General features: G+C 44.4%; 32 protein-coding genes. 10 read left to right on the top strand and 22 right to left on the bottom strand.

All coding sequences use genetic code 11. The annotated features are described in order from the left end of the window. Positions 1 to 101: 101 nt before the first annotated feature. The 18 genes from H569_RS0104425 to H569_RS0104335 form a co-directional block, all read right to left on the bottom strand. A complete protein-coding gene (locus H569_RS0104425) occupies positions 102 to 824 on the bottom strand; it encodes a phage head morphogenesis protein (RefSeq protein WP_027364014.1) in 723 nt (240 codons plus the stop codon). Continuing rightward, complete coding sequence (locus tag H569_RS0104420) at positions 817 to 2,382, bottom strand: DUF935 domain-containing protein (RefSeq protein ID WP_238492462.1); 1,566 nt, start codon at positions 2,380 to 2,382, stop codon at positions 817 to 819. Before H569_RS0104420 ends, H569_RS0104425 begins: the two co-directional genes overlap by 8 nt. Then, positions 2,383 to 4,146, bottom strand: a complete 1,764-nt coding sequence (gene terL, locus H569_RS0104415; protein ID WP_027364012.1) for a phage terminase large subunit — start codon at positions 4,144 to 4,146, stop codon at positions 2,383 to 2,385. Positions 4,147 to 4,148: 2 nt separating this feature from the next. Further along, positions 4,149 to 4,697 (bottom strand): phage protein Gp27 family protein, encoded by a 549-nt coding sequence (locus tag H569_RS0104410; protein WP_027364011.1) that lies wholly within the window; start codon positions 4,695 to 4,697, stop codon positions 4,149 to 4,151. Continuing rightward, positions 4,697 to 5,005: a hypothetical protein gene (locus H569_RS19160; RefSeq protein ID WP_051273243.1), complete on the bottom strand. Its 309-nt coding sequence runs from the start codon at positions 5,003 to 5,005 to the stop codon at positions 4,697 to 4,699. Before H569_RS19160 ends, H569_RS0104410 begins: the two co-directional genes overlap by 1 nt. A gap of 16 nt (positions 5,006 to 5,021) precedes the next feature. Next, positions 5,022 to 5,339 (bottom strand): hypothetical protein, encoded by a 318-nt coding sequence (locus tag H569_RS0104400; protein WP_027364010.1) that lies wholly within the window; start codon positions 5,337 to 5,339, stop codon positions 5,022 to 5,024. An 86-nt stretch (positions 5,340 to 5,425) separates the two neighbouring features. Further along, complete coding sequence (locus H569_RS0104395) at positions 5,426 to 5,728, bottom strand: hypothetical protein (RefSeq protein WP_027364009.1); 303 nt, start codon at positions 5,726 to 5,728, stop codon at positions 5,426 to 5,428. Positions 5,729 to 5,781: 53 nt separating this feature from the next. Then, positions 5,782 to 6,090 (bottom strand): Mor transcription activator family protein, encoded by a 309-nt coding sequence (locus H569_RS19155; protein ID WP_051273241.1) that lies wholly within the window; start codon positions 6,088 to 6,090, stop codon positions 5,782 to 5,784. 238 nt (positions 6,091 to 6,328) lie between these two features. After that, positions 6,329 to 6,733, bottom strand: a complete 405-nt coding sequence (locus H569_RS0104385) for a regulatory protein GemA (protein WP_034629484.1) — start codon at positions 6,731 to 6,733, stop codon at positions 6,329 to 6,331. A 14-nt stretch (positions 6,734 to 6,747) separates the two neighbouring features. After that, a complete protein-coding gene (locus tag H569_RS19150) occupies positions 6,748 to 7,536 on the bottom strand; it encodes an ATP-binding protein (RefSeq protein ID WP_081410874.1) in 789 nt (262 codons plus the stop codon). Further along, positions 7,442 to 7,828, bottom strand: coding sequence for a hypothetical protein (locus tag H569_RS0104375; RefSeq protein WP_027364007.1), 387 nt, complete (start codon positions 7,826 to 7,828; stop codon positions 7,442 to 7,444). The genes H569_RS19150 and H569_RS0104375 overlap by 95 nt, the downstream gene beginning before the upstream one ends. A gap of 101 nt (positions 7,829 to 7,929) precedes the next feature. Beyond that, the gene (locus tag H569_RS0104365) at positions 7,930 to 8,418 is read right to left on the bottom strand and encodes a host-nuclease inhibitor Gam family protein (RefSeq protein ID WP_027364006.1); all 489 of its coding nucleotides are present in this window, start codon (positions 8,416 to 8,418) and stop codon (positions 7,930 to 7,932) included. A 27-nt stretch (positions 8,419 to 8,445) separates the two neighbouring features. After that, positions 8,446 to 8,883, bottom strand: coding sequence for a hypothetical protein (locus H569_RS0104360; protein ID WP_238492461.1), 438 nt, complete (start codon positions 8,881 to 8,883; stop codon positions 8,446 to 8,448). Beyond that, positions 8,880 to 9,092, bottom strand: a complete 213-nt coding sequence (locus H569_RS0104355) for a hypothetical protein (protein ID WP_169726447.1) — start codon at positions 9,090 to 9,092, stop codon at positions 8,880 to 8,882. Before H569_RS0104355 ends, H569_RS0104360 begins: the two co-directional genes overlap by 4 nt. A gap of 1 nt (position 9,093) precedes the next feature. After that, positions 9,094 to 9,540 carry a helix-turn-helix transcriptional regulator gene (locus H569_RS0104350; protein WP_027364003.1) on the bottom strand — a complete coding sequence of 149 codons (447 nt, stop codon included), beginning with the start codon at positions 9,538 to 9,540 and terminating at the stop codon, positions 9,094 to 9,096. A 40-nt stretch (positions 9,541 to 9,580) separates the two neighbouring features. Then, the gene (locus H569_RS22415) at positions 9,581 to 9,742 is read right to left on the bottom strand and encodes a hypothetical protein (protein ID WP_157833459.1); all 162 of its coding nucleotides are present in this window, start codon (positions 9,740 to 9,742) and stop codon (positions 9,581 to 9,583) included. 144 nt (positions 9,743 to 9,886) lie between these two features. Next, positions 9,887 to 10,861 (bottom strand): AAA family ATPase, encoded by a 975-nt coding sequence (locus H569_RS0104340; protein WP_027364002.1) that lies wholly within the window; start codon positions 10,859 to 10,861, stop codon positions 9,887 to 9,889. Between the two features lie 15 nt (positions 10,862 to 10,876). Further along, positions 10,877 to 12,982, bottom strand: coding sequence for a Mu transposase C-terminal domain-containing protein (locus H569_RS0104335; protein ID WP_027364001.1), 2,106 nt, complete (start codon positions 12,980 to 12,982; stop codon positions 10,877 to 10,879). Between the two features lie 129 nt (positions 12,983 to 13,111). On the opposite strand from H569_RS0104335, the gene H569_RS0104330 reads away from it, so the two are divergent. Further along, complete coding sequence (locus H569_RS0104330; RefSeq protein ID WP_027364000.1) at positions 13,112 to 13,552, top strand: hypothetical protein; 441 nt, start codon at positions 13,112 to 13,114, stop codon at positions 13,550 to 13,552. 92 nt (positions 13,553 to 13,644) lie between these two features. Here the strand turns inward: H569_RS0104330 and H569_RS0104325 are convergent, their stop codons facing one another. The 4 genes from H569_RS0104325 to H569_RS0104310 are packed head-to-tail and all read right to left on the bottom strand — an operon-like array spanning position 13,645 to position 14,516. Continuing rightward, positions 13,645 to 13,854, bottom strand: a complete 210-nt coding sequence (locus H569_RS0104325) for a hypothetical protein (RefSeq protein ID WP_027363999.1) — start codon at positions 13,852 to 13,854, stop codon at positions 13,645 to 13,647. Next, positions 13,847 to 14,038, bottom strand: coding sequence for a hypothetical protein (locus H569_RS22710; protein ID WP_027363998.1), 192 nt, complete (start codon positions 14,036 to 14,038; stop codon positions 13,847 to 13,849). Before H569_RS22710 ends, H569_RS0104325 begins: the two co-directional genes overlap by 8 nt. A gap of 8 nt (positions 14,039 to 14,046) precedes the next feature. Then, entirely contained in the window at positions 14,047 to 14,262 is a 216-nt protein-coding gene (locus tag H569_RS0104315; RefSeq protein ID WP_027363997.1) for a hypothetical protein, read from the bottom strand. 56 nt (positions 14,263 to 14,318) lie between these two features. Continuing rightward, entirely contained in the window at positions 14,319 to 14,516 is a 198-nt protein-coding gene (locus tag H569_RS0104310; RefSeq protein ID WP_027363996.1) for a hypothetical protein, read from the bottom strand. 213 nt (positions 14,517 to 14,729) lie between these two features. Here H569_RS0104310 and H569_RS21185 point away from each other — a divergent pair, with 213 nt between their 5' ends. The 9 genes from H569_RS21185 to H569_RS19135 all read left to right on the top strand — a co-directional run. Beyond that, positions 14,730 to 15,545, top strand: a complete 816-nt coding sequence (locus H569_RS21185; RefSeq protein ID WP_051273237.1) for a helix-turn-helix domain-containing protein — start codon at positions 14,730 to 14,732, stop codon at positions 15,543 to 15,545. Positions 15,546 to 15,642: 97 nt separating this feature from the next. Continuing rightward, positions 15,643 to 16,188: a BRO family protein gene (locus H569_RS0104300; RefSeq protein WP_027363995.1), complete on the top strand. Its 546-nt coding sequence runs from the start codon at positions 15,643 to 15,645 to the stop codon at positions 16,186 to 16,188. A 725-nt stretch (positions 16,189 to 16,913) separates the two neighbouring features. Continuing rightward, the gene (locus H569_RS0104295; protein ID WP_238492460.1) at positions 16,914 to 17,312 is read left to right on the top strand and encodes a hypothetical protein; all 399 of its coding nucleotides are present in this window, start codon (positions 16,914 to 16,916) and stop codon (positions 17,310 to 17,312) included. A gap of 371 nt (positions 17,313 to 17,683) precedes the next feature. Next, a complete protein-coding gene (gene htpG / locus H569_RS0104290; RefSeq protein ID WP_027363993.1) occupies positions 17,684 to 19,558 on the top strand; it encodes a molecular chaperone HtpG in 1,875 nt (624 codons plus the stop codon). Between the two features lie 163 nt (positions 19,559 to 19,721). Beyond that, entirely contained in the window at positions 19,722 to 20,396 is a 675-nt protein-coding gene (uppS, locus tag H569_RS0104285; RefSeq protein ID WP_027363992.1) for a polyprenyl diphosphate synthase, read from the top strand. Positions 20,397 to 20,594: 198 nt separating this feature from the next. After that, complete coding sequence (locus tag H569_RS0104280) at positions 20,595 to 21,077, top strand: hypothetical protein (RefSeq protein WP_027363991.1); 483 nt, start codon at positions 20,595 to 20,597, stop codon at positions 21,075 to 21,077. 109 nt (positions 21,078 to 21,186) lie between these two features. Next, positions 21,187 to 21,714, top strand: a complete 528-nt coding sequence (locus H569_RS19140) for a GerMN domain-containing protein (RefSeq protein WP_207637519.1) — start codon at positions 21,187 to 21,189, stop codon at positions 21,712 to 21,714. Positions 21,715 to 21,935: 221 nt separating this feature from the next. Beyond that, positions 21,936 to 23,282 carry an SIR2 family protein gene (locus tag H569_RS0104270; RefSeq protein WP_027363990.1) on the top strand — a complete coding sequence of 449 codons (1,347 nt, stop codon included), beginning with the start codon at positions 21,936 to 21,938 and terminating at the stop codon, positions 23,280 to 23,282. 83 nt (positions 23,283 to 23,365) lie between these two features. Further along, positions 23,366 to 23,599, top strand: a 234-nt coding sequence (locus H569_RS19135; protein ID WP_034629480.1) for a transposase, incomplete at its 3' end; no start/stop codon positions are given.

Raw genomic sequence — 23,599 nt, 5'->3', positions numbered from 1 at the left:
AGATATTAGATTTTTAAGCACCTCATTAGCCTGTTACATGAGCGTTACAAAAGAATTTAATATTTTAAAAACCCTTTATTTACGCGCGTTACATGGTGTTATCAACTCCTTTCAGCCCGGCGCAAGTATGCTCTTTTTAAATCATCCGGATACTTGCTCATATCTGGCTCCCATGCTTTCTTTGCCGGGTTTTGATCAAAGCCAGGGTCTGGCACTAAATGCCTTGCCAATTGCCCCGGTGGCGTCACCATTTCCGGTATTTTAGTTTCAACAGTTAGCCCCATCCTTTGTACATCTCTTTCAGACAAACTGCGCACCGCGCACCTGCAGCGGTATCCATTGGGGGGCCACCAGGTGTCCCATATCGGGTGATCCAGGGGGAATACCCTGCGGTCCATTGCTAAATGCGTTGGTCTTGTTCGAGAGTCATTAACCGCATCGTACATACCGTAGGGACGTTTCTTAACTACATCAGCATCATTCATGCGTTTCCAGCTGCCAACTGAATAGGCAGTCTGAATGTTTGTTCTAAATACATTGTCGGCCCGGTAGGGTGAAAGACCGTCCCATCCTTTACGCTCCAATAGATCATTAACGCTTTTGCGCCATTCGTTAAAAGTTATTCCCTCATCCAGCACCTTTTGTAACTCATTTAAAATGTCATTTAAAATATCCAGAGATACAATTCCGCTTATCGTAAAAGCCTTAGCTTTATACTCTTGTTCAAGCCGATAAAACTCTTTTGGCGTTAGCGGCACCTTATCTTTAAAGAATTTGATAGCTTCCTCAAATAGCGGCAGTGAATCAAAAATATTATCAGCCATCGGCCATCAGCCTTCCGTAAAGGTCAGCCACAAACATCGCCCTGGCTATAATGTCATCAAGCTCACCGGTATGCATACTTCCGTATATTTGAATTAATTTACCCCTCAGTTCTTCCGGAGAAGATGCGCTGCGCACAGCTTCAATAATCGGCTGCACCAACTGCTTTAAAACAGGAACGGCCATCTTGATCGAGTTATCTGCAAGTCCATCTAAATTTCTTTGCGCATCCATTGGGCTGTCTTTATTAGCCAGCGCTAAAATCAATCCATCCAAAATGCTGCCCGTCTTCATCGGCAGCGCCGCAGCCGGGGCAGGGGAGGGGGCTGTTAATAATTCCTCATCCTTTTCAGGTTTAGGTATACCAAACTTGTCATACACATGGTCTTTAGCCACCGGCAGCCCCATGTCGATTACAACTGTTTTATATATCTTTGAAGTTAACTCCAGGTCTTCCGGAGGCTCATAATTAAACTTCAGCCAGGGCAGCCGGCGCAGATTAGCTCCGGGAATATTAAATTTAACCAGTGGCTTAATTACATGCTTGCGCAAGGTTTCAGACAGAGACTTGCAATCAGCCTCAACCAAATCCTGGCGTACTCCCTCATGGGTTTGGCTGGCAGCATAACTGCCTGTTTTGCCAACATCAGTGGTCAGAGTCTGGCCAAGTATTGCCTTGGACATTTCGCGGTTACAAAATTCAGCCAAAGCCTCATAGATATTATCAGCGCGACTGACCGATTCAACGAATTCAATTTCAGTGCTCTTTGAGATAATGCCGGCAGCATCACTGCCTAATTCCATCACCGCCTGACGCAAAGCGTCCCGGTCTTCCTTGGAAGTCGATTGGTCATACTTGCCAAGCCTCAGCGGCATTCCATAAACTTCAGCAAAAGCAACCCAATCTTTGATACCGTAATTTTTGAACAAGTACATCCAGGCAACTACCCGGAGCACTCCGGCCCTGGACGGGTGCCCGGACTTGGCCTTATACTTATGCACCACAAATTTGTTTTCCGGCAGCTCCATACCAATGGCCATATCACTTTCAGTCAGCAACCTCAGTTCATCAAAGTCACCAAATCTAAACCGTTTTTGATGCACCCATTTAAGCTTTTCCACCACGGCCCTGGCGTTTTCTATCTGCCACATTATTTCCGTTACGGCAAATCCTTTACCGATGGCATCGAGAAGGTCCAGCATAGCGTCTTCCAAGCCTTCAAATTCAAACATTTCCCTGACCATATCAGCAGCTTTTACATCCTGCGGATCATTTGAATAGGGCATAATCTCCCAATCCAATCCAAGCACGGCGTTTTTCCTGGTCTGCAAAATGGAATACAGGTGAGTATCCTTTTCCTCCATTTCTTCAAAAAGTTCAGCCTGCCGGTAAATGTCTCCCTGGTCAGCTTCGCGAAATATCCTGCCTAATCGCTCAGGGGTAAGACCCTTTGACGGGTACCCGGAGAACTTATCACGCACGGAGGCAACCGCAATCTCTCTGGTTATCGGTTTTTTAGAACTTATTGGCTTTCCGTCAGGACCAACTATTTGTGCCAATTAATACGCCCCCTTGCCGTTAAAATTGCGCCGACTTTGAACTTTTTCATACTTCACCGGGCCAGCCTTGGCAGACTTTTGCGCTATACTAAACGCAGCCTCTAAAGCGTCAGGTCCGTCATCGTGACTGGCCATTGGATATTGCCTCAGTTGCTCCAGCAACCTTTTATGACGTGGGTTAAATTTGATATACCGGTTTTTAATACTCGGTTGCAAAGTTTGAATTCTGCCATGTTTATCACTGATCTGATTAACCTCTTCAATTGGCAAGTAAATGCCGGCCTCTGCGCTGCGCTTGGCCAACTCTTCTTTTAAAAACCACTGGAACTGGTTTGTCTCACAACCGAATAATGTAAAACCGCGCCCAAATGACTTTCTTAAATAGCGTTCTTTTTCAAGAATATCGTCAATAATTCGGTCAGGATGCCTTCGCTCAATATCCGCATCAAATACGTACAGGTAACCAGTTTTAATATCTTTGGCCAGCGTAATAATAGTAGAGAAGTCACTTTTCTTTTTATGCCCTTTCCCGCCAAGGGACGGGTCTACAAAACCATAAAACCGGTATATGTCTTCGTTAAAGTCAATAGCTGCCTCATTGTAATAATCAAACCATTCCTCGTTAAACAGGCAGTCTTCGGGATTGATCGGCTCATTCTGCTCTTCACTGTTGAATGAAGCCTCACCCTCAGAAATCCTCATAACCATAAGTTCGTAATATGAAAGCTTGTCCTCCCACAGCACCTTAGTGCCTGCAAGCATATCTCTTTTATTGACTTTAAAAAATTCCAGCGCGTCTCGTTCCCTGTTTTCGTTGTCAAGGTCAATAAAAATTTCTTCCCAAATATCCCATAACTCTTTGTTCTCGGCCCATGATATAACTGCCTGATATTTAACTGATTGATAGGCTGGATTTTTAAGTACCTTGGATAACAGGGAATCATAATGCAATATTGTCCCTATATAAACAATGTCCGTATAATCGTCGCCAGCTTTGCTGACTGCTTTAAAAAACCAGTTCTCTAACTTTTTTCTTTGTTCGGGAGTGCGGACGTTTTCATCATTTTCAATATCATCCAAAACAATCAGCGCCGGACGCCAGTTCTTATGTCTGCGTCCACGTATTTTTTTGCCGCTACCTATAGCTTCAATTTTTATTCTTGTAGAAGTTAGCAGCACATCCTCGCGCCAGGCTTTATTACCTTGGAGGTCTCCAAAGTCTTCCTTTAAAGCCTGGTTCTCTTCTAGCTCTTCCCTGATGTCGGCTAAGAATCCCTGAGCCTGATCGGATGAGTCGGAAAGAATAAGTATGTACGGCTTATACTCATAGACAATAGCATGCAAGGTGTCTTTAAAAGTTAGGTTAGTACTCTTTGCATGACCCCTTGGCGCAGCCACCGCACGGCGACAACCGGGCATCCTCTGTATTTTTTTAACCTCATTACTTGATAGAGGTATCCTTCCTTTAAGCACTCCGTTTTGCCAGATTCTATCTAATTCCCTATGAAACTCCGGCGTTTCTCTGGTAAAATAATGACCCAGGTATGCCCTGCCGAAATACTCCAGGTCAATAGCAGCAAGCTTCTTTCTCAACCCAGCCGGCCCGGTAAGCATTGCACCATTGCGATATTCTTTTAATAGCTCCAGCCTCTCTTTGCTGATATCGCGCTTAACATAGTGTTCAAAAAGCTTAACGGTTATTTCGTAATCATCAGAGGTTTTATCTTTTACTCCAATACCGACAAGGTCGTTTAGAATGCCCATATTTATTGCCTCGCTTCTCTGGCCTGCTGCTCAACTATGCTGGTGAGCTTATTTAAGAGTTCAGGATTGGAATTAATCTCGCCGCGCAGCGCCTCCTTAATCCGGTTAGCCGCAGCGTCAACACCCTTATTGAAGTTAAACTTCAACGTCTCCCGGCGCACCCCGGAAGACTCCAAATTCGCAAGTGCTTTGAGAATTTCTGTTATCTTTGCGCCTTCCAGGTCAGTGGTATCAACTTTCATTAAAAATTCCATAATCAGCTGCGTTGCCAGTTGGTTTGCCGCCTCGGCTATTTCAGTCGCCGGCGCGTCCGGGTTAACGTCAACTATCGCCTTGGCCTGCTCTTTAACAACCTTCAGTCTTTCAAGTCTGGATAGAAAATCTCTACCGTACCTATGCGCCGCGCTCCTGGATATATCATGGCCCATCCCATTAAGCCAGTCGGCAACCTCTTGGTAAGTGTAGCCGTCAACAAGCTTTCGATTAACAGCCTCAATAACTTCGTCGGGTAGAGATTCTATCTTATAATGTTTGCGTTTTTTCCTGCCCACTACAGCACCACTCCGGGATCAGCCGGAACGTTTCCCTCAAGCAAGTCAACACCTGCCGCAGTGAGTTTAGCCAAAGTCCTATTGACACCCATTAGATCGTCTTCCTCTTCCCAAACTTTCACATAACCTTTATCAGCCAGGTAATCCAGGTATCCTTTGAGGATAGCAGGCGAAGTTGAATAACTGCGATCATTAAGCGTAATCTCCAGCAGTTCCAAGCTTGCCGGTCCGGGATACGCAACCTTTAAAACTTGCATTAGATGGCCGCGCACAATTCTGGCTTCATACCGCTGCAATCCATTACTCACTTTTTATCTCCTCCAATCATCCGGTTAAGGTCATCCGGTTAAGGGTCTTGTTTATTTCTCCAATTTCCTTACTGATATTGTCAACTTTTGAGTCAAGGGCAGCTATGGCCCTAATGAAGTCATCACGCAGGACATAATGACGGGGCAGCTGCGCTTTCATTTCTGCAAAATCCTCTTGCAGCTTGTTAATTTTTTCATCCTGCTCCTTATGTTTTTCCTTTACCGCCTGGCGTATGTCACGCAGGAAGTATGCGATAATCCCGGCCGAACCACATAAAAGACCAAATAGTATTGTCACCGCCGGCTTGTAAAGTTCAATAGGTAAATCAGTCATTTTAGACCTCCAAAAATAAAAAATCCCAGCTATACTGGGATTTTATTTTTAACAACTTCCTGATTCAAATAAAGTTCTTAATTAAATTAATTTTTATAGTTCAAGACAGGAGGAATCCACAATCCACCCACTACTTCCCCTCTTTCCACCTTGCCAAGGGCATCAGCTTCTAGCATGTTTAGCATTCTCATTCCTTCCGGCAAGGTGCCTTCTTTTTGTCGTTTTGCTATCTCAGCTACCTCTTTTCCTTCGCTAACTATAGGACCTACATAAAAGCAGTCTATCTCCTCCCCATCCCTCACGAATGCCGGATGTGTGACTATCTTTCCGTCAGGAAGCTTAATCTTAAATTTATCTACTTTCGTTACGCCTTGCGTTTTATCTCCCATTTATTCCACCTCTTCCATAGGCAACTAATCGTATTTTTTTAACATTTTCTATTTCATTCCAACCCGAAATCAAGCAAAGTAGGACCCAAGTTCTCATCCTCGGCCACAATTTGCCTGATCCAAACTTCGGTTAACCCGTACTTTCTGGCCAGTTCTTTAAAGTTTCCTATCTCCTTAAAATCATTTTTTATTTTTTCATCACGTATTCTACGCATAATAATATCTAGTTTAGGCAGATACATAGCCGTGCCCTGGTACCTATCAGCTATTTTCATAACAGCCTCAAGACCTATTAAGTCAGTAAGCTCACGGTACGGCTCCGGCAGATCGTCAGCGCGAACCTCACTCATCCACTTTTCCACTGAAACCACCACCTTTTTATATATTCAAAAGCATTTTTTGTCAATCGACATGTTCCTTACTTCGCCCGCTGCCTCCATAGCTCATGGTTAAAATTCTCCTGAAAATGCTTGCATCCATTTTCAACACATTTTTTCTTACTGGCCTGCCTATACGTTAGCCATAAACGGTGATAACTGCACCAACCATATCTCTGGCTTGGCTTTGGCGGTTTATCCCAAATACATATTGTCATTAGCCTCAACCCTTCGCATCCTTTTTACGATCCTCACGCTGCTTAACTTTCTTCAAGCCTTCTATCACGCGCCAGGCCATATCGGCAGCAAGCCAGTTCAAATTTTCTATGCCGGTATTCTTTTTTACAAAACCCATTAGCCGCTTGGGATTATCAGACCAACCAAGCTCCTTGGCCATCTGCTGAATTTTCCAAAGCTGCTGCTTTGAGGCCATATGTAAACCTGGTTGATTACCCTTGCGCTGCTCCAAATAATCAATAACCCTGCCGGCCTGAGACTTGGTTAAGCCGGAGATACTATCGGAGCCGGTCAAATTTTTCACTATTGTCCTGATTAAATCCTCATCAATTTCTAATTCTTTAGCTGACACCCATATCCTTCTCAGTTGAGCCTTACTAACCACGGCCACAATATACACCACCTTTACAGTAAAGGACAGCGGAAATCCTCTCCGTCCATAATCAATACATAGCACATTTCTCTTATCCGTGAGACAATCCGTTCCCATGCCAGCACCGGGTTGCCTTTTTTATCCATTATAAGCTTTTCCAGCGGTAAATTAGTCGTAATAATCGTTGGCAGCTGCTCAATATACCTGGCGTTAATAATCAGGTACAGTCTTTCCACCGACCAGTCAGAGCCTTTTTCTGATCCCAGGTCGTCAAGCAGAACCAGGTCGGCCGATTTTAAAAGCTCCAGGCGCTGCTCAGCTTCAGCTTGTCTATCATTTCCAGACTTAGGACGCAGCGAATCTAAAAGATCAGGCACCACCCCGGCCACAGCCGAAACAGATTTTTCAAGCAGCGCATTTAAAACTGCAAATGCTATATGACTTTTTCCTGTACCGGTCGGGCCGACTAAACACAATCCATTCTTATTTTCATTGCGCAATTCCGTAAACCGGTCAACATATCTCACGGCTGAGCGGTGAGCCTTTGGCTGCCTCTCAACAATAAAGTTATCAAGCGTCTTGCTCCGGTACCGGCGCGGAATCTTCGCCGTTTGAAATAACCTGTCTATTTTCTCTTGCTTTCTTTTAGCCTTAACGCAGCTGCATTCTCTGCAGGTGTCAGTGCCATCAATATTCTCAATAATCCACCCGGTCCCGTCACACAAATTAAACTGGCAGCTCGTCGTCATAGAGTGCGCTGAGTCCCTGGCCGTAGCTCCCACGATGCGGAGCGCCTTTATTGCCGATACCGGACCGCCCATTACTATCACCAGCTTTCAAAATATACTTTGGCCAAAACGCTTCGATCCGGGCCAAGTGGTCAACTTTATCGCCCCAAAAGTTGTCCTTAAAAGCCCAATCCATACAGCCCTTCCACTCCTCCACCGACGGGGCCTTATCCCCGGCCAGCATATGCCTTGCCGTAGTAAGCTGCTTTAAATGCCAGTCGCGCGGAAACTTGTGCGCCCCGCGCTCGCCCAATTTTTCCTTTAAGTATGCAACCAGGGCTTTTTCCGAATCGGAAAAGCCCCGGTTTTTCTTAGTGCTTGCCATATTAGCACCTCACTGCATCCAGTGCCTTGCCACCACCACAGCGGCCAAAAGATACCCGGCGGTAAACCCAATTAAAACATAAGCGCATTTATCCGCCAACCTCATGGTATTAACTTCTCCCGGTCTGTTTCGTACCAAAAAACATCCTGCACGGTTTTCCTTGCGCCCACGGATGCAATAACCTCATCCGGGTACTCACGCAGCCGCTCTTTATTAACAGACTCCTTAACAACAATGCAATCATCCATCTTGCGTAACCGCAAAGCGTTTATAACCGCCTTGGCGCTGCGCACCAAAATCTTGGTGCTTTGCCGGAAACCAACCTTGCCAAAATTCAAATTCCTGCTTTTACCCTTAATATCATCACGGTTTAATTCGGTAAACTCTTTAACTTCCTGGGCCAACCTGGCAACGCGCTCCTGGATCGGCTTGGCCTTCATCTCTGCATCAAGCTTTAAGTCCTGGATTTTAGTGTTCATTTCACCCTCAATGGACTCCAGTTCCAGTTCACACTCGCAAATTTCTTTGAGGTTTAAATTCACCTCATCCCAGCTTTTAAGGGCAGTCCCCTCCATCCTTTTTCTCGCCATAATCATCCTCCTTCGCTATTCGCTCTCCTATGCCTTAATCAATTCAATAACACTGTTATTTTTAATTAAATGGTTTTTTAAAGAATTAAAAGACGTCCAATAGTGACGGTAGCTGGTAAATTTAGCGTCTGGATCAGGTATCCCGGAGAGCTTGCGCATCCTCTTTGATACTTTACCTAAAGCCTTTTTCTGCTTTGGGGTATATAGTGACCTTTGTATCGGCCTGTAAAATCGCCTCCGTTCTTCGCAATCGTTAGTTAGCCATTTAATATTTATCTTGTTATTAACGTAGACCACAATGCCATTCGAAAACTGGCTAAGTCGAGTTAAAACCAGCGTTATTTTATAGCCGTCACATCTTAGCTCAACCGGAGTATGCAGGTTTTCCAAAGACTTTCTAATCGCTTGCCAACCATCCTTGTCTATAACGTTTGGCTTGTCATTATTTTCTAAACTATTACTCAATCCGTCACCTCCGCCGGGCCGCGCCTTTCATCTTCCACAGCTCGCTCCAGGGTAGCCATTGCCAGCTTTAAATTATTTCTAGTCTCATTTTCACAATCAACACACAGGTTATGCGCGGCGTCAATAATAGTTTCAATTGCTTCATCTTGTGTTATCAAATTTCCCTGCAAGCTCCGAACCGCTACCCTAACCGTATCGCCAAAACTCATATTAACCGCCAAGTAAGCTCACCACCTTACCATGCTTGCTACGACCTCCACTACCGAAAACTCTTTTTCTAATAATAGATTTTTTAATACGCTTCACCCCTTGCAGGGTTCTACCAAGCATCTTTGCTATCTCGTCATCAGATACACCTTGCACCACCAGGTATTCCAACTGCTTCTTTTCAAGTTTGGTCCATGATCCAAGCTTAACAACATTGGGATACTCACCTGGTTTTGGCAGTGGTATCGGTGCATCCTTTGCGACCATAGCCGCTTGCTTTAATGGCTGCGCAATTTCCTCTTTGTTTTCACGAACCGGTATAACAAAAACTTTCATGTCTTCAGCTGAAACAATCTCAACCTCCAAACTTAACCAAAACTCTTTGATCCTGCAAAACCCCTCACCGGTTGCAATATTGATGCAAGCGATCAGGTCTTTCTTTGCTGCCACATTCCACACCTCCGGGTAATGTTTTGGCCGGTGGCACTACCTAGAAGTTAAAGTAATTTAACCTAACCTCTTTGATCCTTGGAATTTTACTGCCGCCCATTCGGTTGCATCTTTGGCCCCAGTAAATTGCGCAGCGATAATAATACCTGCACTTGCTATCTCTACATTCCAACTTTGCCGCACTCAACTGCTTTCTGGTCAAAATCAATCCCCCTTTCGTGGCTCCTCATTCAGGTACCGGGTGCCAACCCGGACGAGGGGAGGGCCTTTCGGCACCGGTAAAATATTCAATTGCCATTTGCAGTAATTTGCAATACAATTTAGATGCGTATTTATCTGCGCGTCATTAGGCGTTGAAGCTAAGCACTATTTGGCCTAACTCTTGGACAAGGTCAGGCTTGATCTGTTCGCCGGCTGTTACATCCAGCAGGCGTCCAAGTGCCTTAACCAGCTGCCTGATGCCGCGCCGGCGACCTATGCTGGCCAACATCTTTCTGGCTTCGGGAGCTAAGTTAACCCCGTCCAGGAATTCGTTGGCCTCATTTTCCGATATACCGCTAAGGTTGGAATAATATCCGATCCGATCTCTCAGCCTTGCCATTTCCGGCCTGTCCTCGGCATACATCAAAATCCGCTCTTCCAGTACATTGTTGCCGCAAAGAATTATGCCGCAATTTTTTGACTTGTCATAGACAGCCCTGATCACTTCCAGCACCTGAGGTCCGGTCACCAAATCGGCCTCGTCTACTATTATCAGGCGCTTATGTTTTTTAAGTTCCTTAACGATTTTTCTTAGTAGCGTTGATGAAGAGCCTTTAGGATCAGTTTCTAGCGCCTCGGCTATGTCAATCAAAACGCTTTTAACAGTGCTTGTTTTGTCGCATGTCACTATAACTACATTCAAAAAATTCTCCCTTTGGTAAGCTTCAAGAGCGAATGTCTTACCTGTGCCAGGATTACCGGTAATCAAACCGAACTCGTTGTCTCGGTGGCACGCCTGGCAGGTACCATACACTCTCTTGGAATCTTCGGTTACAATAAAACCTAACTCTTTAATGTTTTTCTTGAATTTCGGTGTAGTTGGCTTAACAACTTCCGCATTATCACTACTTTCTCCCAATCTGCCGATCCTGGATAAATATCCGCGTACAGCCGTTAGCATTTCTTCGCTCTCGGGATAATTACCATTGAGATACCGGCTCACAGCCGGCCTGGATAAACCTATTTCCCTGGCAATATCACTAACCGTTGTACCTTCCTCGCTAACGAGTTTCTTTAACAGAATCCTTTCATGAGACCAGTTATCTTCCAAATTAGCCATTAATAGCCCTCCTATTTAATTTGATTGGTTGCCTAATTTCCTAATATACTCATCGAACCTGCCGTTATTGGCAGCTTGCTTTTTAGCCCGCTTTCCGGATGCAGTAGTATTCTTATCTGCCTTAGAGGCTTCTTCCATACCGGTGATCATCCGCACATCGCCCTGATCGGAGGTCTTGCCGGTGATCCGGTCCGGGCCGCTTTCCTGGCGGTTGGCCACCACATCCTCCAGAGTTTCCTTATACTCGGCCAGGCGTGCCTTGATCTGTTTTTTCCTGCGTGCCCGCCTTTTAAGAAACTCTTTGATATCGTCTTGTGATGCGCCCCACTGCATTAACTCCCTGTTAGTTGCTGTGCATACATACTTTCCGGTGGTAGGATCAAACACCAGCAGCTCGCCGATCCGGTTGGGATCGTACCTGATGACCACCTGACGCCCGACATAGCTTTCCAATGCCTGATGCGTATACCAGCGGCGCTTGCCCACTGTGCCGAAACGTTGGATGCCGCTTTCGTGTACCTTGGCCTTGTCCACGTCCATGAGGCAAATATCCAGTACCCGTTCTTCCGGGAGTCCCTGTCTGGCCTTGGGCAGTCTTTCGTACTTTTCATAGGGACTCATGCCTAGTGAGCTGTGCAGCGTGTTATGGTAGATATGAATGTAAATTTCAAGTAGAGCATACAGCTCTTCCAGTTCCAACAGCTCGCCGCGCTCGGCCATTTTCTTTTCATCAAGTCCGTATGGGCGGCTCTTATTATCGGACCCGCAATAGCCGGGCAGGTACCTGGAAAATTGACCGGTCAGGGTACCGAACCATCTTTCCATATGACCCTTGGCCCACGGGCTGTATGCGGTTGCAAACATGGCCTTGATGTTAAGAATGTCGCAGGCGCTGCGCACCTCGCGCGAATATTCCCAATCCTTACTTTTGCGCCCCTTCTTAACCTGAGCCACATAATCCTTACCATTGTCGATATACAGAACTTCCGGAATCCCGCAAATCGGCGTTTCAGTTCCGGCGTAATCATCCAGCTCAGCTATATCCCAACCCAGCGAATAGAGCGCGCCGGCCATCGGCTTACTAATAGCCCCGTCCCAACCGGAAATCTTCTTGCGCAACATCCCGTGTCTAAGCGCCAGGGCAATGGTCCTGCCGTTGCATTGCAGGGCCAAAGTCACGCCGGTTATTGTCCTGGAGGCCACGTCCAGCCAGGCGGTCAGCCAGGGCCTTACCGGCTTGCCTTGATAGGCCACGAAAACGTCCATTAAATGATGATCGCCTTCCCATATCTGGTTGACGTACTCTGGATCATTCCGGACGGCTTTCTCGGCAAACCTCTTCATGTATTCCTCTTCACCTTCGCGGGCCAGACAAACCAAATCCGGCTCGTTTTCCTTTAAGTCTTCAATTACCCGGTAAATAGTGGCCCGGCTGGGTACCGGGTACCCGTTTTGCTCGCAGAACTTCTTGACCTTTTTATGCACATGGGCCACCTTGGGCTTGTTCAGCTGCAGCCATTCAGCGCGGGCAAATTTTTCAACATCATTGTCCACTGATCTGCGCATCTTGCCCTTGCCCAAACTGGGTAACTGCCTCATAAGAGCTGCCACACCTCCTTGCTTGTAATCTTTAACTCTGCGGTATAACGTGGCCGTTGATATGCCGTACCTGTCAGCTATCTCAAGCGCCGCGTCAGTCTTATTTCCTGTAGCATCTAAAAATTCCAACACAGGCTTAGCATCAAACTCAGCCTTTTTCAGCATTTTTCTAAATTGGACTTTACCCACCAAAGCCTCAATCTCAGCCAAATTCATTACCTGGGTATCGCTGCTTGCAGCCGGTTCCTGCTTTTCCTCCGGCTTATCTTTAACCAGCTCCACAGGTGCCGGCTCCTGCCCGTTTTTAAAATAGAACCGGCGGCGGGCCGTGGCGGAAAGGGAAGAGAGTGCAACCATATATCCCTTTCCGCCACCACCACAACCGGTGGTAATCTTTTGTTTTCTCGCTATCCACTCGCCATTGCTGGCCTTCCTATATGCCGCCTGGCGCGATATACCTTCAAGCTGTGCCGCCTGGCTGGTAGTAAGCCAGGTTTCAATTTCCTGCCGCGCTGTGTTCACTTTCTCCCCCCCTCTAAAGGTGGTTATATGTATCGAAAATTCTCACTAGTATCCCCCCATAGGGGCACCCGCCTCCCATGCCGAACTTTCAAGGTGCCAACCAAACCAACAGGGGAGGGGGTGAAATATGTGGATGGTTTTAAAACTTTTTATCTTTCACACGCTTGCAAAGACTTATTAAGAAGTTGCTATACAAAAGCTGATATTAAAGGTATTGACAATTATGCGTCCTGCTTTCCTACACATGAAGCAGTTGATCTAAAAAGGTTAGAGTTAAAGCATGGGATAAATAATGTTATTAATCAGCTTAAAAGTTGCATAAATGAACATCAGATGCGAAAAGTAATTAAGTCTCAACCCATTGACATTAAATTTTTCTTATTTGAACGACTAGCTGTAATTTCAACTGTTTTGGATAAAAACAAAATTGATGCTGTAAAAATTGAATCAACTAAACCTATTGGACTTGCATTTGCTGAAGCGATCGATAATACTTGGCAAATATTCGTTGATCCTTTGGAAAGGAAGGGTTTGTCAGTGTCTGAATTTTCTTTGAGTATGATTCGATAAACATTTCAAGTTCTTTTGCCAGCTCTAACAAAGTAAGCACGCGCCCTCTTTGGGCGTTTTCTTTTTTATTCAAGCCTTCAACCCCCTCGCATTTAATAGGCAAAAATCACTCTTCTAATTTCAGCGCCGGCCGGCACGTAGTGCACTTCGCCGTTATCCAGCTTCAGTATCACCACCCCGGCCGCGCCACGCTCAACCTTGTAACCTTCCGCTTCATGCTCCCTGGCTATTGCTTTAAGCTCACACGGCATAGTCATTATGTCCCATACAACCTTATGGACCCTTTCACACACCTTAACCACGGCTGCGCCTCCTTGCAGTTTTGCTCCTCTGGTTTTTCTCCTTCGCCTTATCCCTGTGCTGTAAAGGTATCTCCCTCCACCAGCCGGGATCATAAACCCACTTGCCGTTTACACACCGATAATCTATTGGGTTAACCGGTGCAATCTCCAGAGGATCAATGCCAAATTTTCTTGTTTCAACCACCTCCAGTTTTAATAACCTGCTAAAGCTTCCATTTCAGCGATTAAAGCTGCGTCTTTGGTCTGTAGTGCTAACCGGTAAAGGACTAATAATTGCCCATCGGCATTAGCTTCATTTTGACCGCCAGAAAATTGATACTTCCTTGACATTGCAAACTCTCTACAAACCGACTCAATAGTTGGACCGTACAAGCTTTCAAAAGCTAACTTTGCAACCTTCTTATCCATTCATAACCCCTCCAACCATTTAACATTTTTTCTTACATATTTCGCTTAGGTTCGTGTTAAGCTGACTCTTTAATACCCAGCACCTTGGCGATTTTATCACGATACTTTTTGCCAGGTATGGTGCCATACATAATTTCCGAAAAGCGGTTTTCCGGTATTTTGTGCTTCTTACAAAAGTCCTTCTGGCTCATCCGCAATTCCAAAAGCCTTTTTTTAACTTCTATCCCGAATAGTGTCAATTCTTTGGGTTTCAAACCATCACCCCCTGGCGTGCTTCGACATATGTTTTAATGGAATGGTTTCCGCTTTCATGGTAGAATGAAAAGCGGAAATATTTCCTATTAATGATTATACTTCAATATTAGAGCGAACGTCAACATAAATGCTTCAAATTTAGAGGAAAATCAAACATTAGAGCCATTATCAACACAAGACACTCCAATTTTGAAGTGGAGGAATTAATTTAGATGAGTATTTCTGAACGGTTAAAACTTCTTAGGGGTAAACACAGATTGTCGCAGGCTCAATTTGCAGAGATAATAGAGGCATCTCCCGGAAATGTAGCTACTTGGGAACTAGGAAAAGTATTACCTAGTGCCAAGGCCCTTATTAATATTGCTAAAAAATTCAAAGTAAGTATTGACTGGTTGCTTTTAGGAAATGACAATAAGCCTCAAAACACAGACCAGGACGATATTACCGACTTTATTAATGGGCTTAGCGAGGAGGTAAAAAAGGAATTACAAACCATTATTGAGTTTCTTGAGTATCGTCATAAAAAGGAAAAGGGTATACAAAACGAAAGTCCACCAATAATGAAGCACAAAAAAAAGACGCACCACATGGAGGTTGCGGAAGAATTGGTTAGAGAAACAGACGAGGTTTACTTACCGCTTTTAGGTAACTCAGCCGCCGGCCGGCCCATTCTGGTTAATGAACTCCTGGAAGGATATGTTCCTGTGGACAAGCGGTTCGCTATGGATAAGACATTCATAGTCCGAGCAAAAGGGGATAGCATGATAGGTATGGGAATCAATGACGGTGACTTTGTTGTTATCCGACATCAACCAATGGTGGATCAAGGAGAAGCAGCCCTTGTCCGGATCGGCGATGAATCTACTATAAAATATTTTTACCGACAGGGCGAAAGAATACTTCTCAAGTCAGCAAATCCAAAGTACAAGCCCATTGAAATCCAACCACCTAAAAATATCTCCGTCATTGGCAAAGTGGTCCATGTTATTAAAAAAGCAGAAGGAGAAGTCAAGCTCCGCGAAACCTAGTAGAGCTTTTTATTTAGACAAAAACCGGAAAATATTCCGGTTTTTTTATGTTATAATTTATGGCAGAGGTCTGGCCACTCAAGAGAGGTGAAACACTTTGATAAATAATAATGATCTACTTCCCGTACTTGCCCAGGCTGGAGAATTAGCAGTGGTATCTGTTGACGGTCAACCGGTAGTCACCGCTAATGTATTGGCAAAAGCATTGGGATATGCACATGAAAGGTCTGTTCGCATTTTATTTAACCGTAACAAAGATAGCTTTAAGGAAATGGAGCGTCAATGTGACTATAGCCATAAAGGGGGCATCAATATGACGCCTCCTTACGATACAGGGGTAGTCAACTTGACCACACCTGGGGGCGAACAACAGGTACGATTCTTTACTAAGCGCGGGGCCTTAAAAATCTGCATGAAGTCAAACCAACTAAAGGCTATACAGGTACAGGAAATGCTTATTGATCTGTACGAAGCAGTTGAGAGTCAGCGGCTGGTACCGATCGAAGCACTACAAGAAGTGCAGCGCCGCCTGGATGAGCTGGCCTTTGAAGTTAAGCGCCTGGCCGATGTGCAACAGAGCAAAATAGTCTACTTGCCAAAAGCATCTTCTAAGGCCAGGGCCACCGACTTGGAAGCAGCCTAATTTTTAAGGGAATTATTTAAGGAAAACCACAGACTCTCAAAAGCAAAAGCAATAAGAGACTTAGAAAAAGAAGCAAATAAGCATGATTGGCGCGTTGGTAGTCGTGCTAGTCTTTATAGGTTAATAGATAAATTACATAGTGATATTTGATAAAAGTACCAACACATTCTTTTATGCAAAATATACGCATAATTATGCAAAATTTCATGTCGAAATCAATTTCCAGGGAATTGTTACCATTTAGAGATTTAAACGCCGCATCCCTTGCGTAGCAACGTTTTGACGGTAAGTTTACAACTTTACAAGTTTACAACCTCAGGTTTACAACCTCAGACCTATTTTTTGAAATAAAAAAGCGCCACCGGACCATAAAAATTTTAATCCAGTAACGCCTTGGTAACACTAAGTAACACCACGTAACGCGCATTATATCTACTTTTCTAAACGCCTTAAAAATTTAGTAACACCCATTTTTATATAGCCTGTTACCGTTAACATCAAAATACAACGACAGGTCAAATTTCAAACATTCGACATATTTTTGTCTCACATAAAATGAGAATTTCCAGTTACCAAAATCACATCTAAACCCTTGATACAACTGCATTTCACGTCATTTCCCGCTTAGTCTCACCTAATCTCACTTTTCTCAAATAATTTGATACTTAACAGCTATGGACAGGACTTTCAGAGGAACGATAGCAGGAATTACAGGCGGTATATGTATGAATGTATGGGACATGATTTCTAATCGCTTTTTGCATTTTGGCTCATTCCGTTACCTTGATTGGGCAGCTATGATGATCTACGGCGAACTGCCTGAAAATATGGCTGAAACTATAGTATCTTTAATTACACAAATATTATGGTCCGGTTTTTTAGGAATCATTTTATCTTTTCTGTTTTTAACAATTACTTCGAGAGGTTACCTAATAAAAGGTGCATTTTACGGATTTATTGTTTCTTTTATTCTTTTCTCTATTCCGGTATTGTTCCAAGTCCCTCATTTATACCAGACAGGGCCAAATACACAATTATCTAACGTTATAGGCGCCATCATCTACGGTCTTGTTACAGCCGCAGTCCTTAACTGGCTTGATAGTTCGCCCGGCGTTAATGGTTGATCTTATTCGCGTTGGCAAAGCAAAAATAAAATAGCATGTGTGATCGTTATTGATACACGTGCTATTACTTAATTAATTTAATAATTATTACACAAGTTATCCTTGCAATTTTTGCAGCATCCGTTGCCATCCATTAATGAGATAGTTATCATTTAGAGTGCCTGTTTGAACGTTCTTTTAGTATATAATTTAAAGTTAGATGGAGATAATTCTTATGAAAGGGGAATAATTAACAGAATTTAATTATCCTAAAGGTTGATTTTAGGATATAGTCATTGTAATATCAAAAAAATTAGCACTCATTAAGTTGGAGTGCTAACAAAATTTTTGGCTTACTGTTAATTTTTCTACAATAAGAGGAGGTAGAAAATATGGCGGCTGAAAATGCGGTAAATCAGAACGAAACGCTGGAATTTCAGGCGGAAGTCAAGCAACTGCTGGATATAGTTATTAATTCACTTTATACCGACCGGGAGATCTTTTTGCGTGAACTGATTTCCAACGCTGCTGATGCCCTTGAAAAATTAAGGTACAGAAGTATCACCGATAAGGACATGCTGGACCCCGGTTTGCCTTACGAAATTACTATTGAGCCAAATGATCAGGACAAAACTTTAACCATAAAAGACACCGGAGTTGGGATGACCAGGGACGAGCTGGTAGAAAACCTGGGCACTATTGCTCATTCCGGATCTAAAGCTTTTTTCCAGCACCTCGTAGAGTCGGATAGGAAGGATCTAAATTTAATTGGACAATTTGGGGTAGGTTTTTATTCCGCTTTTATGGTGGCCAAAAAAGTCAGGGTGCTTACCAGGTCTTGTCGCGCCGGGTCCCAGGGGTACGAGTGGGTTTCAGATGGTGTGGGCAGTTTTACCATTACCCCGGTTGATGGTCTTAGCCGTGGTACGTCAATTATGCTTGAGTTGAAGGATGACGCAGCTGAGTTCTCCTCAAAGGATAATATTAAAAGAATAGTCCAGCGGTACTCCAATTTTGTTCCCTTTCCCATTATGCTGGAGGGGGAAAAGGTTAATACGGTGCAGGCAATCTGGACCCGTAATAAAAATGAAATAAAAGAAGAGGAATATGCCGAATTCTACAAGTTTATCGCCAATGCGTTTGACGATGCGCTTTTCAGACTGCATTTTACTGCCGATGCGCCTGTAGCTATTAACGCGCTGCTTTTTGTGCCCGGTGAGAATTTGGAACGATTCGGCTTTGGCAAAATGGAGCCGGGAGTTTCACTGTATTGCAGAAAAGTATTGATCCAGCAAAAAGCCGAAGGGCTATTGCCTGAATGGCTTCGCTTCTTAAAGGGCGTGGTCGACAGTGAAGACATACCTATCAATATCTCCAGGGAAACCATGCAGGACAGCGCACTGGTGGCCAAGCTGCGCAAGGTTATCACGGGGCGGTTCTTAAAATTTTTGGGCGAGCGGGCTAAAGAGAACACAGAAAAGTATAACGAATTCTGGAATAAATTTGGAATTTTCCTGAAGGAAGGAGCGGCTTCGGATTTCACCTACAATAAGGATATAGCTCCGCTTTTAAGATTTGAGTCATCAAAATCTGAGCCGGGGAAATATATATCCTTGGATGATTACGTGGAAAGGGCACCGGAAAACCAGAAAAATATCTACTACATCAACGGTCCCAGCCGCGAACTGATTGAGGCCGGGCCGTACTTGGAAGCATTTAGGATAAGGGATATAGAAGTGATTTATACCCACGAGCCGGTGGATGATTTTGTCCTAACCAACCTTGCTGAATATAAGGGTAAGAAACTGGTTTCAGCCGATCAGGCCGATCTGGAACTGCCTGAGTTGGATCAGGAAGCTGCCAATCAAGAAGAGCAAACCCTTGAAGGCCTGGATTTACGCAACCTGACAGCCTGGTTGAAGCAAACCCTGGGGGACAGGGTGGAGGAAGTCAGGGAGTCCAAGCGCCTGGTCGACAGCCCGGCCATGATCATTAATCTTAATGGCTTTATGACCAGCAGCATGCAGCGGGTTATGCAGGCGGTCAACAAGGATTTCGGCTCCATGGGCGGGAAAGCGCTTGAGATCAACCCGCGGCATAAAATAATTATAGGTTTGGATTTGCTCAGGCAGAAGGATGAGGAATTTGCCAGGCTGGCAGCGGAACAGATTTACGATAACGCCCTGGCGGCGGCAGGCCTGGTTGTAGACCCGCGCGCCATGGTTGACCGGATGTACCGCATACTGGAGCGGGCTATCAATGAGTAAGCGCGGCGCCGGCAGATCAATGAAAAAGTATGGCGGGGGCCACCGGTACTAAAACCACAATTTTTCACGATAGGACAGGTTTAGACAATATTAATTGAAATGGATAGTTTAAGACAAAATGGGCATGTTATTAATTGCATAACTTTAGATTTGGAGGAGCAATATGACATGCCCGAGATTTGGAAGAGTGCCGAAGCATGTAGGGGTAATACCTGACGGGAACCGGAGGTGGGCTGTTCAGAACGGCCTGGCCAAGCAGGACGGGTATCAGAATGGACTGGGCCCGGGCATGATGCTGTACGAAATGTGTTTGGAACTGGGTATACCGGAACTAACCTTTTACGGTTTTACCCAGGACAATACCAAAAGGCCGGCTGTTCAGACTAAGGCATTCCAAAAGGCTTGCGTGGATGCTGTACAAATGCTTGCCAACCGGGATGCGTCCCTGCTGGTTCTTGGTGATTACTCTTCTTCGCTTTTTCCCAAAGAGCTTCTGGAATTCAAGCAAAGGAAAACCTTTGGCAAAGGTTTAATTAAAATTAATTTTCTTGTCAATTACGGGTGGAAGTGGGACCTGAGTCATTTTATTAATGCCGGCGATCATAATGATGCTAAAAAATCACGCAATATCAACCATTATATTGCATCATCGGATATATCAAGAATTGATCTAATTGTCCGCTGGGGAGGCAGGAGAAGGTTAAGCGGGTTTTTACCCGTGCAATCCATTTATTCCGACTTTTATGTTATAGATGATTTATGGCCTGATTTTAAAAAGGACCATTTTTATGAAGCATTGCAGTGGTATGAAACCCAGGATATCACCCTGGGCGGTTAACGAAAAAATACCACCTTTTTAGTTCCCGCCCCGGTTACGGGGTTTCTCTTTTGTGCCGGTGTATCGGATTGGACTCGCGAAAGTTCCGAACGCAGCGGGGAGCCACCGGCATTCTCAACCACAATTTTTAAGGATGGGGATATACCATCAGGCTGATCTCTGTTAAAATGGGTTAAGTGGTTATCCGGAGGTCGTAACTTGAATCCAAAGCTGTTAAATTACCTGGTGATTGCCAGAAACATAGCGCTGGTTGTGCTTCTCTTTTTTGGTTTAAGAATCGAAAACGCAGGCGCGCAAAGATATGGGACGCTGCTGGGCCTTATGGTTGTTTATGTGATATGGATCCGGCTCAGGGAATTTCCTTTTATGCAAAATAAAAAAATCTATTATGCTTCTTTTTTTGGTGATGTTGTATTAATAGCTTTAATCAATTACCATTCTCGGATCTATCCCAATTACTTTTTCCTGTTGCTATATTATTTATCAATATTAATTGCCGGTGCTTACCTGGAAGCAAATAAGGCATTGGCCGTAAATGTTTCTACCCTGGCTGCTTTGGTATTTAAACTGGCGGATTTGGCACAACAAAAAAATACTGTTATTACACCTTTATTATTGGGTTTACCGGCAGTAATATTGGTGGCTGTTACTTATTTAGCCAGGCGGCAAAGAATGGGCTAAACTGCTTAAATTTTTCTGGGTTGAGATTCTATGAAAGGAGATGTTAGAAATTAGAAAAACAAACGGATTTTGGTCAAAAGGGATCGTTGCCCTGCTTGCGGTGCTGCTAATGTTGTCTTTTGCCGCTTGCGGCAAAAAGCCTGCTAATTCTCCGGGCTCACAAAACCCCGGGGTGAATCAGGAAAGTGAACTGGGGAATAATCCTGATACCAGTGCAGTCCCAAAAGTCACTATTTACTTCAGCGACGACCAGTCGATGAATCTCGTTCCCGAGGTGCGGGAAGTATCAAAAGGTAAAGATGAAACAATGGAAAGTGCCGTTATTCGTGAATTAATTAAAGGTCCGGCAAATAAAAACCTGGGGCAGGTGATTCCTGATGGAACTAAACTTCTTTCCTCCAAGGTCGTTGACGGGGTTGCCTATGTTGATTTCTCCAAAGAGTTTCGTGATAATCACTGGGGTGGTTCGGCAGGAGAAACCATGACCATTTATGCTGTGGTTGACTCCCTCTGCAAGCTGCCGGGCATTAAAAAAGTGCAATTCTTGCTGGAAGGTAACAAACAAGAAAGTATTTTAAATGGTAATATGGATACTTCAGTACCGATAGAGCCGGATTACAGTCTGGTAAAACAATAGATCATGTGATAAATAGCAGTCAGGAAAACAATTCCGGCTGCTATTTTTTATAAATTTTTGAGATTTCAAAAAGCCGTGCCCGGGAATAATAATTGTTACGTTTCCTATGATGTTTAACAATTGTCATTACGAGCGCAGCGCGGTAATTTAGAGTTCTCAAATATATATGACGGTTTACTATACTTTGGTTTACTATGCTTAGACGGAAGGGTCAATAATGGATGATTGATCGGGAGCAAATGATTAAAAAATACGTAGATATGCTTCGCTGTGGCAGGGCAGCGCTGTTTTTAGGGGCAGGCCTGTCCAAGCCGGTGGGCTTTTTCGACTGGAAGGAACTTCTAAGGGAGCCGGCCAAAGAAATTGGCCTAAATGTCGAGAAAGAGGATGACCTGATAGGACTGGCCCAAATGTACGTATTGCGAAAGGGAAACCGTGGAGGTTTAACGCAAGAAATATTAAATCATTTCGGCAAGAATGTAACGGGAACAGACAGTCACCTGATTATTACCAGGCTGCCGGTATCAAACATCTGGACTACCAATTATGACCTTGTTATTGAAGAGACTTTTCGCCAGGCAGGCATTAGCTGTAATGTGGTACGGGACGATGATGCCCTGGCTTATTCCAATGTAAATGCTCCGGTAACCATCTACAAGATGCATGGAGACGTATCCCAGTTGAACAGCATAGTGCTGACCAGGGATGATTACGAGTTTTACGATACCAGACGCTCCGCCATGTCCAGCGCTTTTTACTGCGCCCTGGTGGAACATACCTTTTTATTTTTGGGATTTAGTTTTAATGATCCCAATTTGCAGAGGGTTTTCGGCAAGATCAGAGCAATTTTCAGGGAGAATGCAAGGGAACATTACACCATTATGCGTCGCCCGCAGCCTGGTGATGACGATTATCTCTATGAAAAAAATCGATTTGAATTGTTTGTGGATGATCTTAAACGGTATAATATCCAAACCGTGCCGGTTGATGATTACGGCGGCATAGCTGATATATTAAGCAGTATCGAGAAAGAATACTATAAAAAAAATATTTATGTTTCCGGGCATTGTGAAGAAAATGCAGAACCGGGGCGGAGTTTTTATGATTTTTTACGCCGGCTGGGCAAGTATGCCATACTGGAAGGTTACAATATAACCTGCGGCTTTGACTCAACTATAGATGCCCATGTGCTTGCAGGGGCAATGGAGCAGTTATACAGGAGCGGTAAAAGCTCCGAGTATTTTGCCAGGTTTAGCCTGGCACCATTTGCAGGCAGTTCCCCGGATTTGTTACAAAAGTATAGAGAAGATATGATTAAACGAAGCGGGTGTTGTATTTTTGTCGGTGGCGGTGGTATTCAAGTTAACAGGGAAATGCTGCAAAAAGAATATCAAACCGCCAGGAAACTAGGCAAACTTATTATTCCGGTGGGTGCCTGGTGCGAAGGTGCCGTTAAGGATATCTGGTGCCAGGAAAGGGACCGGTATAAAAAATTCAATCAAGGTGCGCAAAAGGCTTATCAAATATTGGCCGGTGCGGAGTTAAGTCCGTATAATTGTGTAAAATAGGTTTCCAAAAAAATACTGGAGCCAGACAAATTCCTCAGTTAGAATTGAATTGCCAAAACAAACCTAACAAAGGAGGAATTTGCATGGCTCAATACCAGATTACCGTAAATCAGGAACTTTTGCACCGTCTATTTTTAAGCAATAACAAAGATTCTGGAGTAGCAGCCCTGTTGGAATCCGTATTGAACCAAATCTTACAGGCGCAAGCCACCGAACAACTTCAAGCTGAGCCATACGAGCGTACCAGCGAAAGGAAAGGGTACCGTAACGGTACATCCCCGCACCAACTAACCACCCGGGTAGGAACCATAACCCTA

This window comes from Desulfotruncus alcoholivorax DSM 16058, assembly GCF_000430885.1.
Classification (GTDB): domain Bacteria; phylum Bacillota; class Desulfotomaculia; order Desulfotomaculales; family Desulfallaceae; genus Desulfotruncus; species Desulfotruncus alcoholivorax.
Note: the sequence above shows the minus strand (reverse complement) of the source record. Positions and strands in the feature narration are given on the sequence as shown.

Coding starts and splice junctions, on each gene's coding strand:
- H569_RS0104400 (WP_027364010.1), bottom strand. CDS start 5,339: ATGACTGATTTACCTATTGAACTTTACAAGCCGGCGGTGACAATACTA.
- H569_RS19150 (WP_081410874.1), bottom strand. CDS start 7,536: ATGGGCGGTCCGGTATCGGCAATAAAGGCGCTCCGCATCGTGGGAGCT.
- H569_RS0104425 (WP_027364014.1), bottom strand. CDS start 824: ATGGCTGATAATATTTTTGATTCACTGCCGCTATTTGAGGAAGCTATC.
- H569_RS19140 (WP_207637519.1), top strand. CDS start 21,187: ATGTTGTCTTTTGCCGCTTGCGGCAAAAAGCCTGCTAATTCTCCGGGC.
- htpG (WP_027363993.1), top strand. CDS start 17,684: ATGGCGGCTGAAAATGCGGTAAATCAGAACGAAACGCTGGAATTTCAG.
- H569_RS0104270 (WP_027363990.1), top strand. CDS start 21,936: ATGATTGATCGGGAGCAAATGATTAAAAAATACGTAGATATGCTTCGC.
- H569_RS0104365 (WP_027364006.1), bottom strand. CDS start 8,418: ATGGCGAGAAAAAGGATGGAGGGGACTGCCCTTAAAAGCTGGGATGAG.
- H569_RS0104295 (WP_238492460.1), top strand. CDS start 16,914: ATGAATGTATGGGACATGATTTCTAATCGCTTTTTGCATTTTGGCTCA.
- terL (WP_027364012.1), bottom strand. CDS start 4,146: ATGGGCATTCTAAACGACCTTGTCGGTATTGGAGTAAAAGATAAAACC.
- H569_RS0104340 (WP_027364002.1), bottom strand. CDS start 10,861: ATGGCTAATTTGGAAGATAACTGGTCTCATGAAAGGATTCTGTTAAAG.
- H569_RS21185 (WP_051273237.1), top strand. CDS start 14,730: ATGAGTATTTCTGAACGGTTAAAACTTCTTAGGGGTAAACACAGATTG.
- H569_RS0104355 (WP_169726447.1), bottom strand. CDS start 9,092: ATGAGTTTTGGCGATACGGTTAGGGTAGCGGTTCGGAGCTTGCAGGGA.
- H569_RS0104315 (WP_027363997.1), bottom strand. CDS start 14,262: ATGGATAAGAAGGTTGCAAAGTTAGCTTTTGAAAGCTTGTACGGTCCA.
- H569_RS0104375 (WP_027364007.1), bottom strand. CDS start 7,828: ATGGCAAGCACTAAGAAAAACCGGGGCTTTTCCGATTCGGAAAAAGCC.
- H569_RS0104395 (WP_027364009.1), bottom strand. CDS start 5,728: ATGGGAGATAAAACGCAAGGCGTAACGAAAGTAGATAAATTTAAGATT.
- uppS (WP_027363992.1), top strand. CDS start 19,722: ATGACATGCCCGAGATTTGGAAGAGTGCCGAAGCATGTAGGGGTAATA.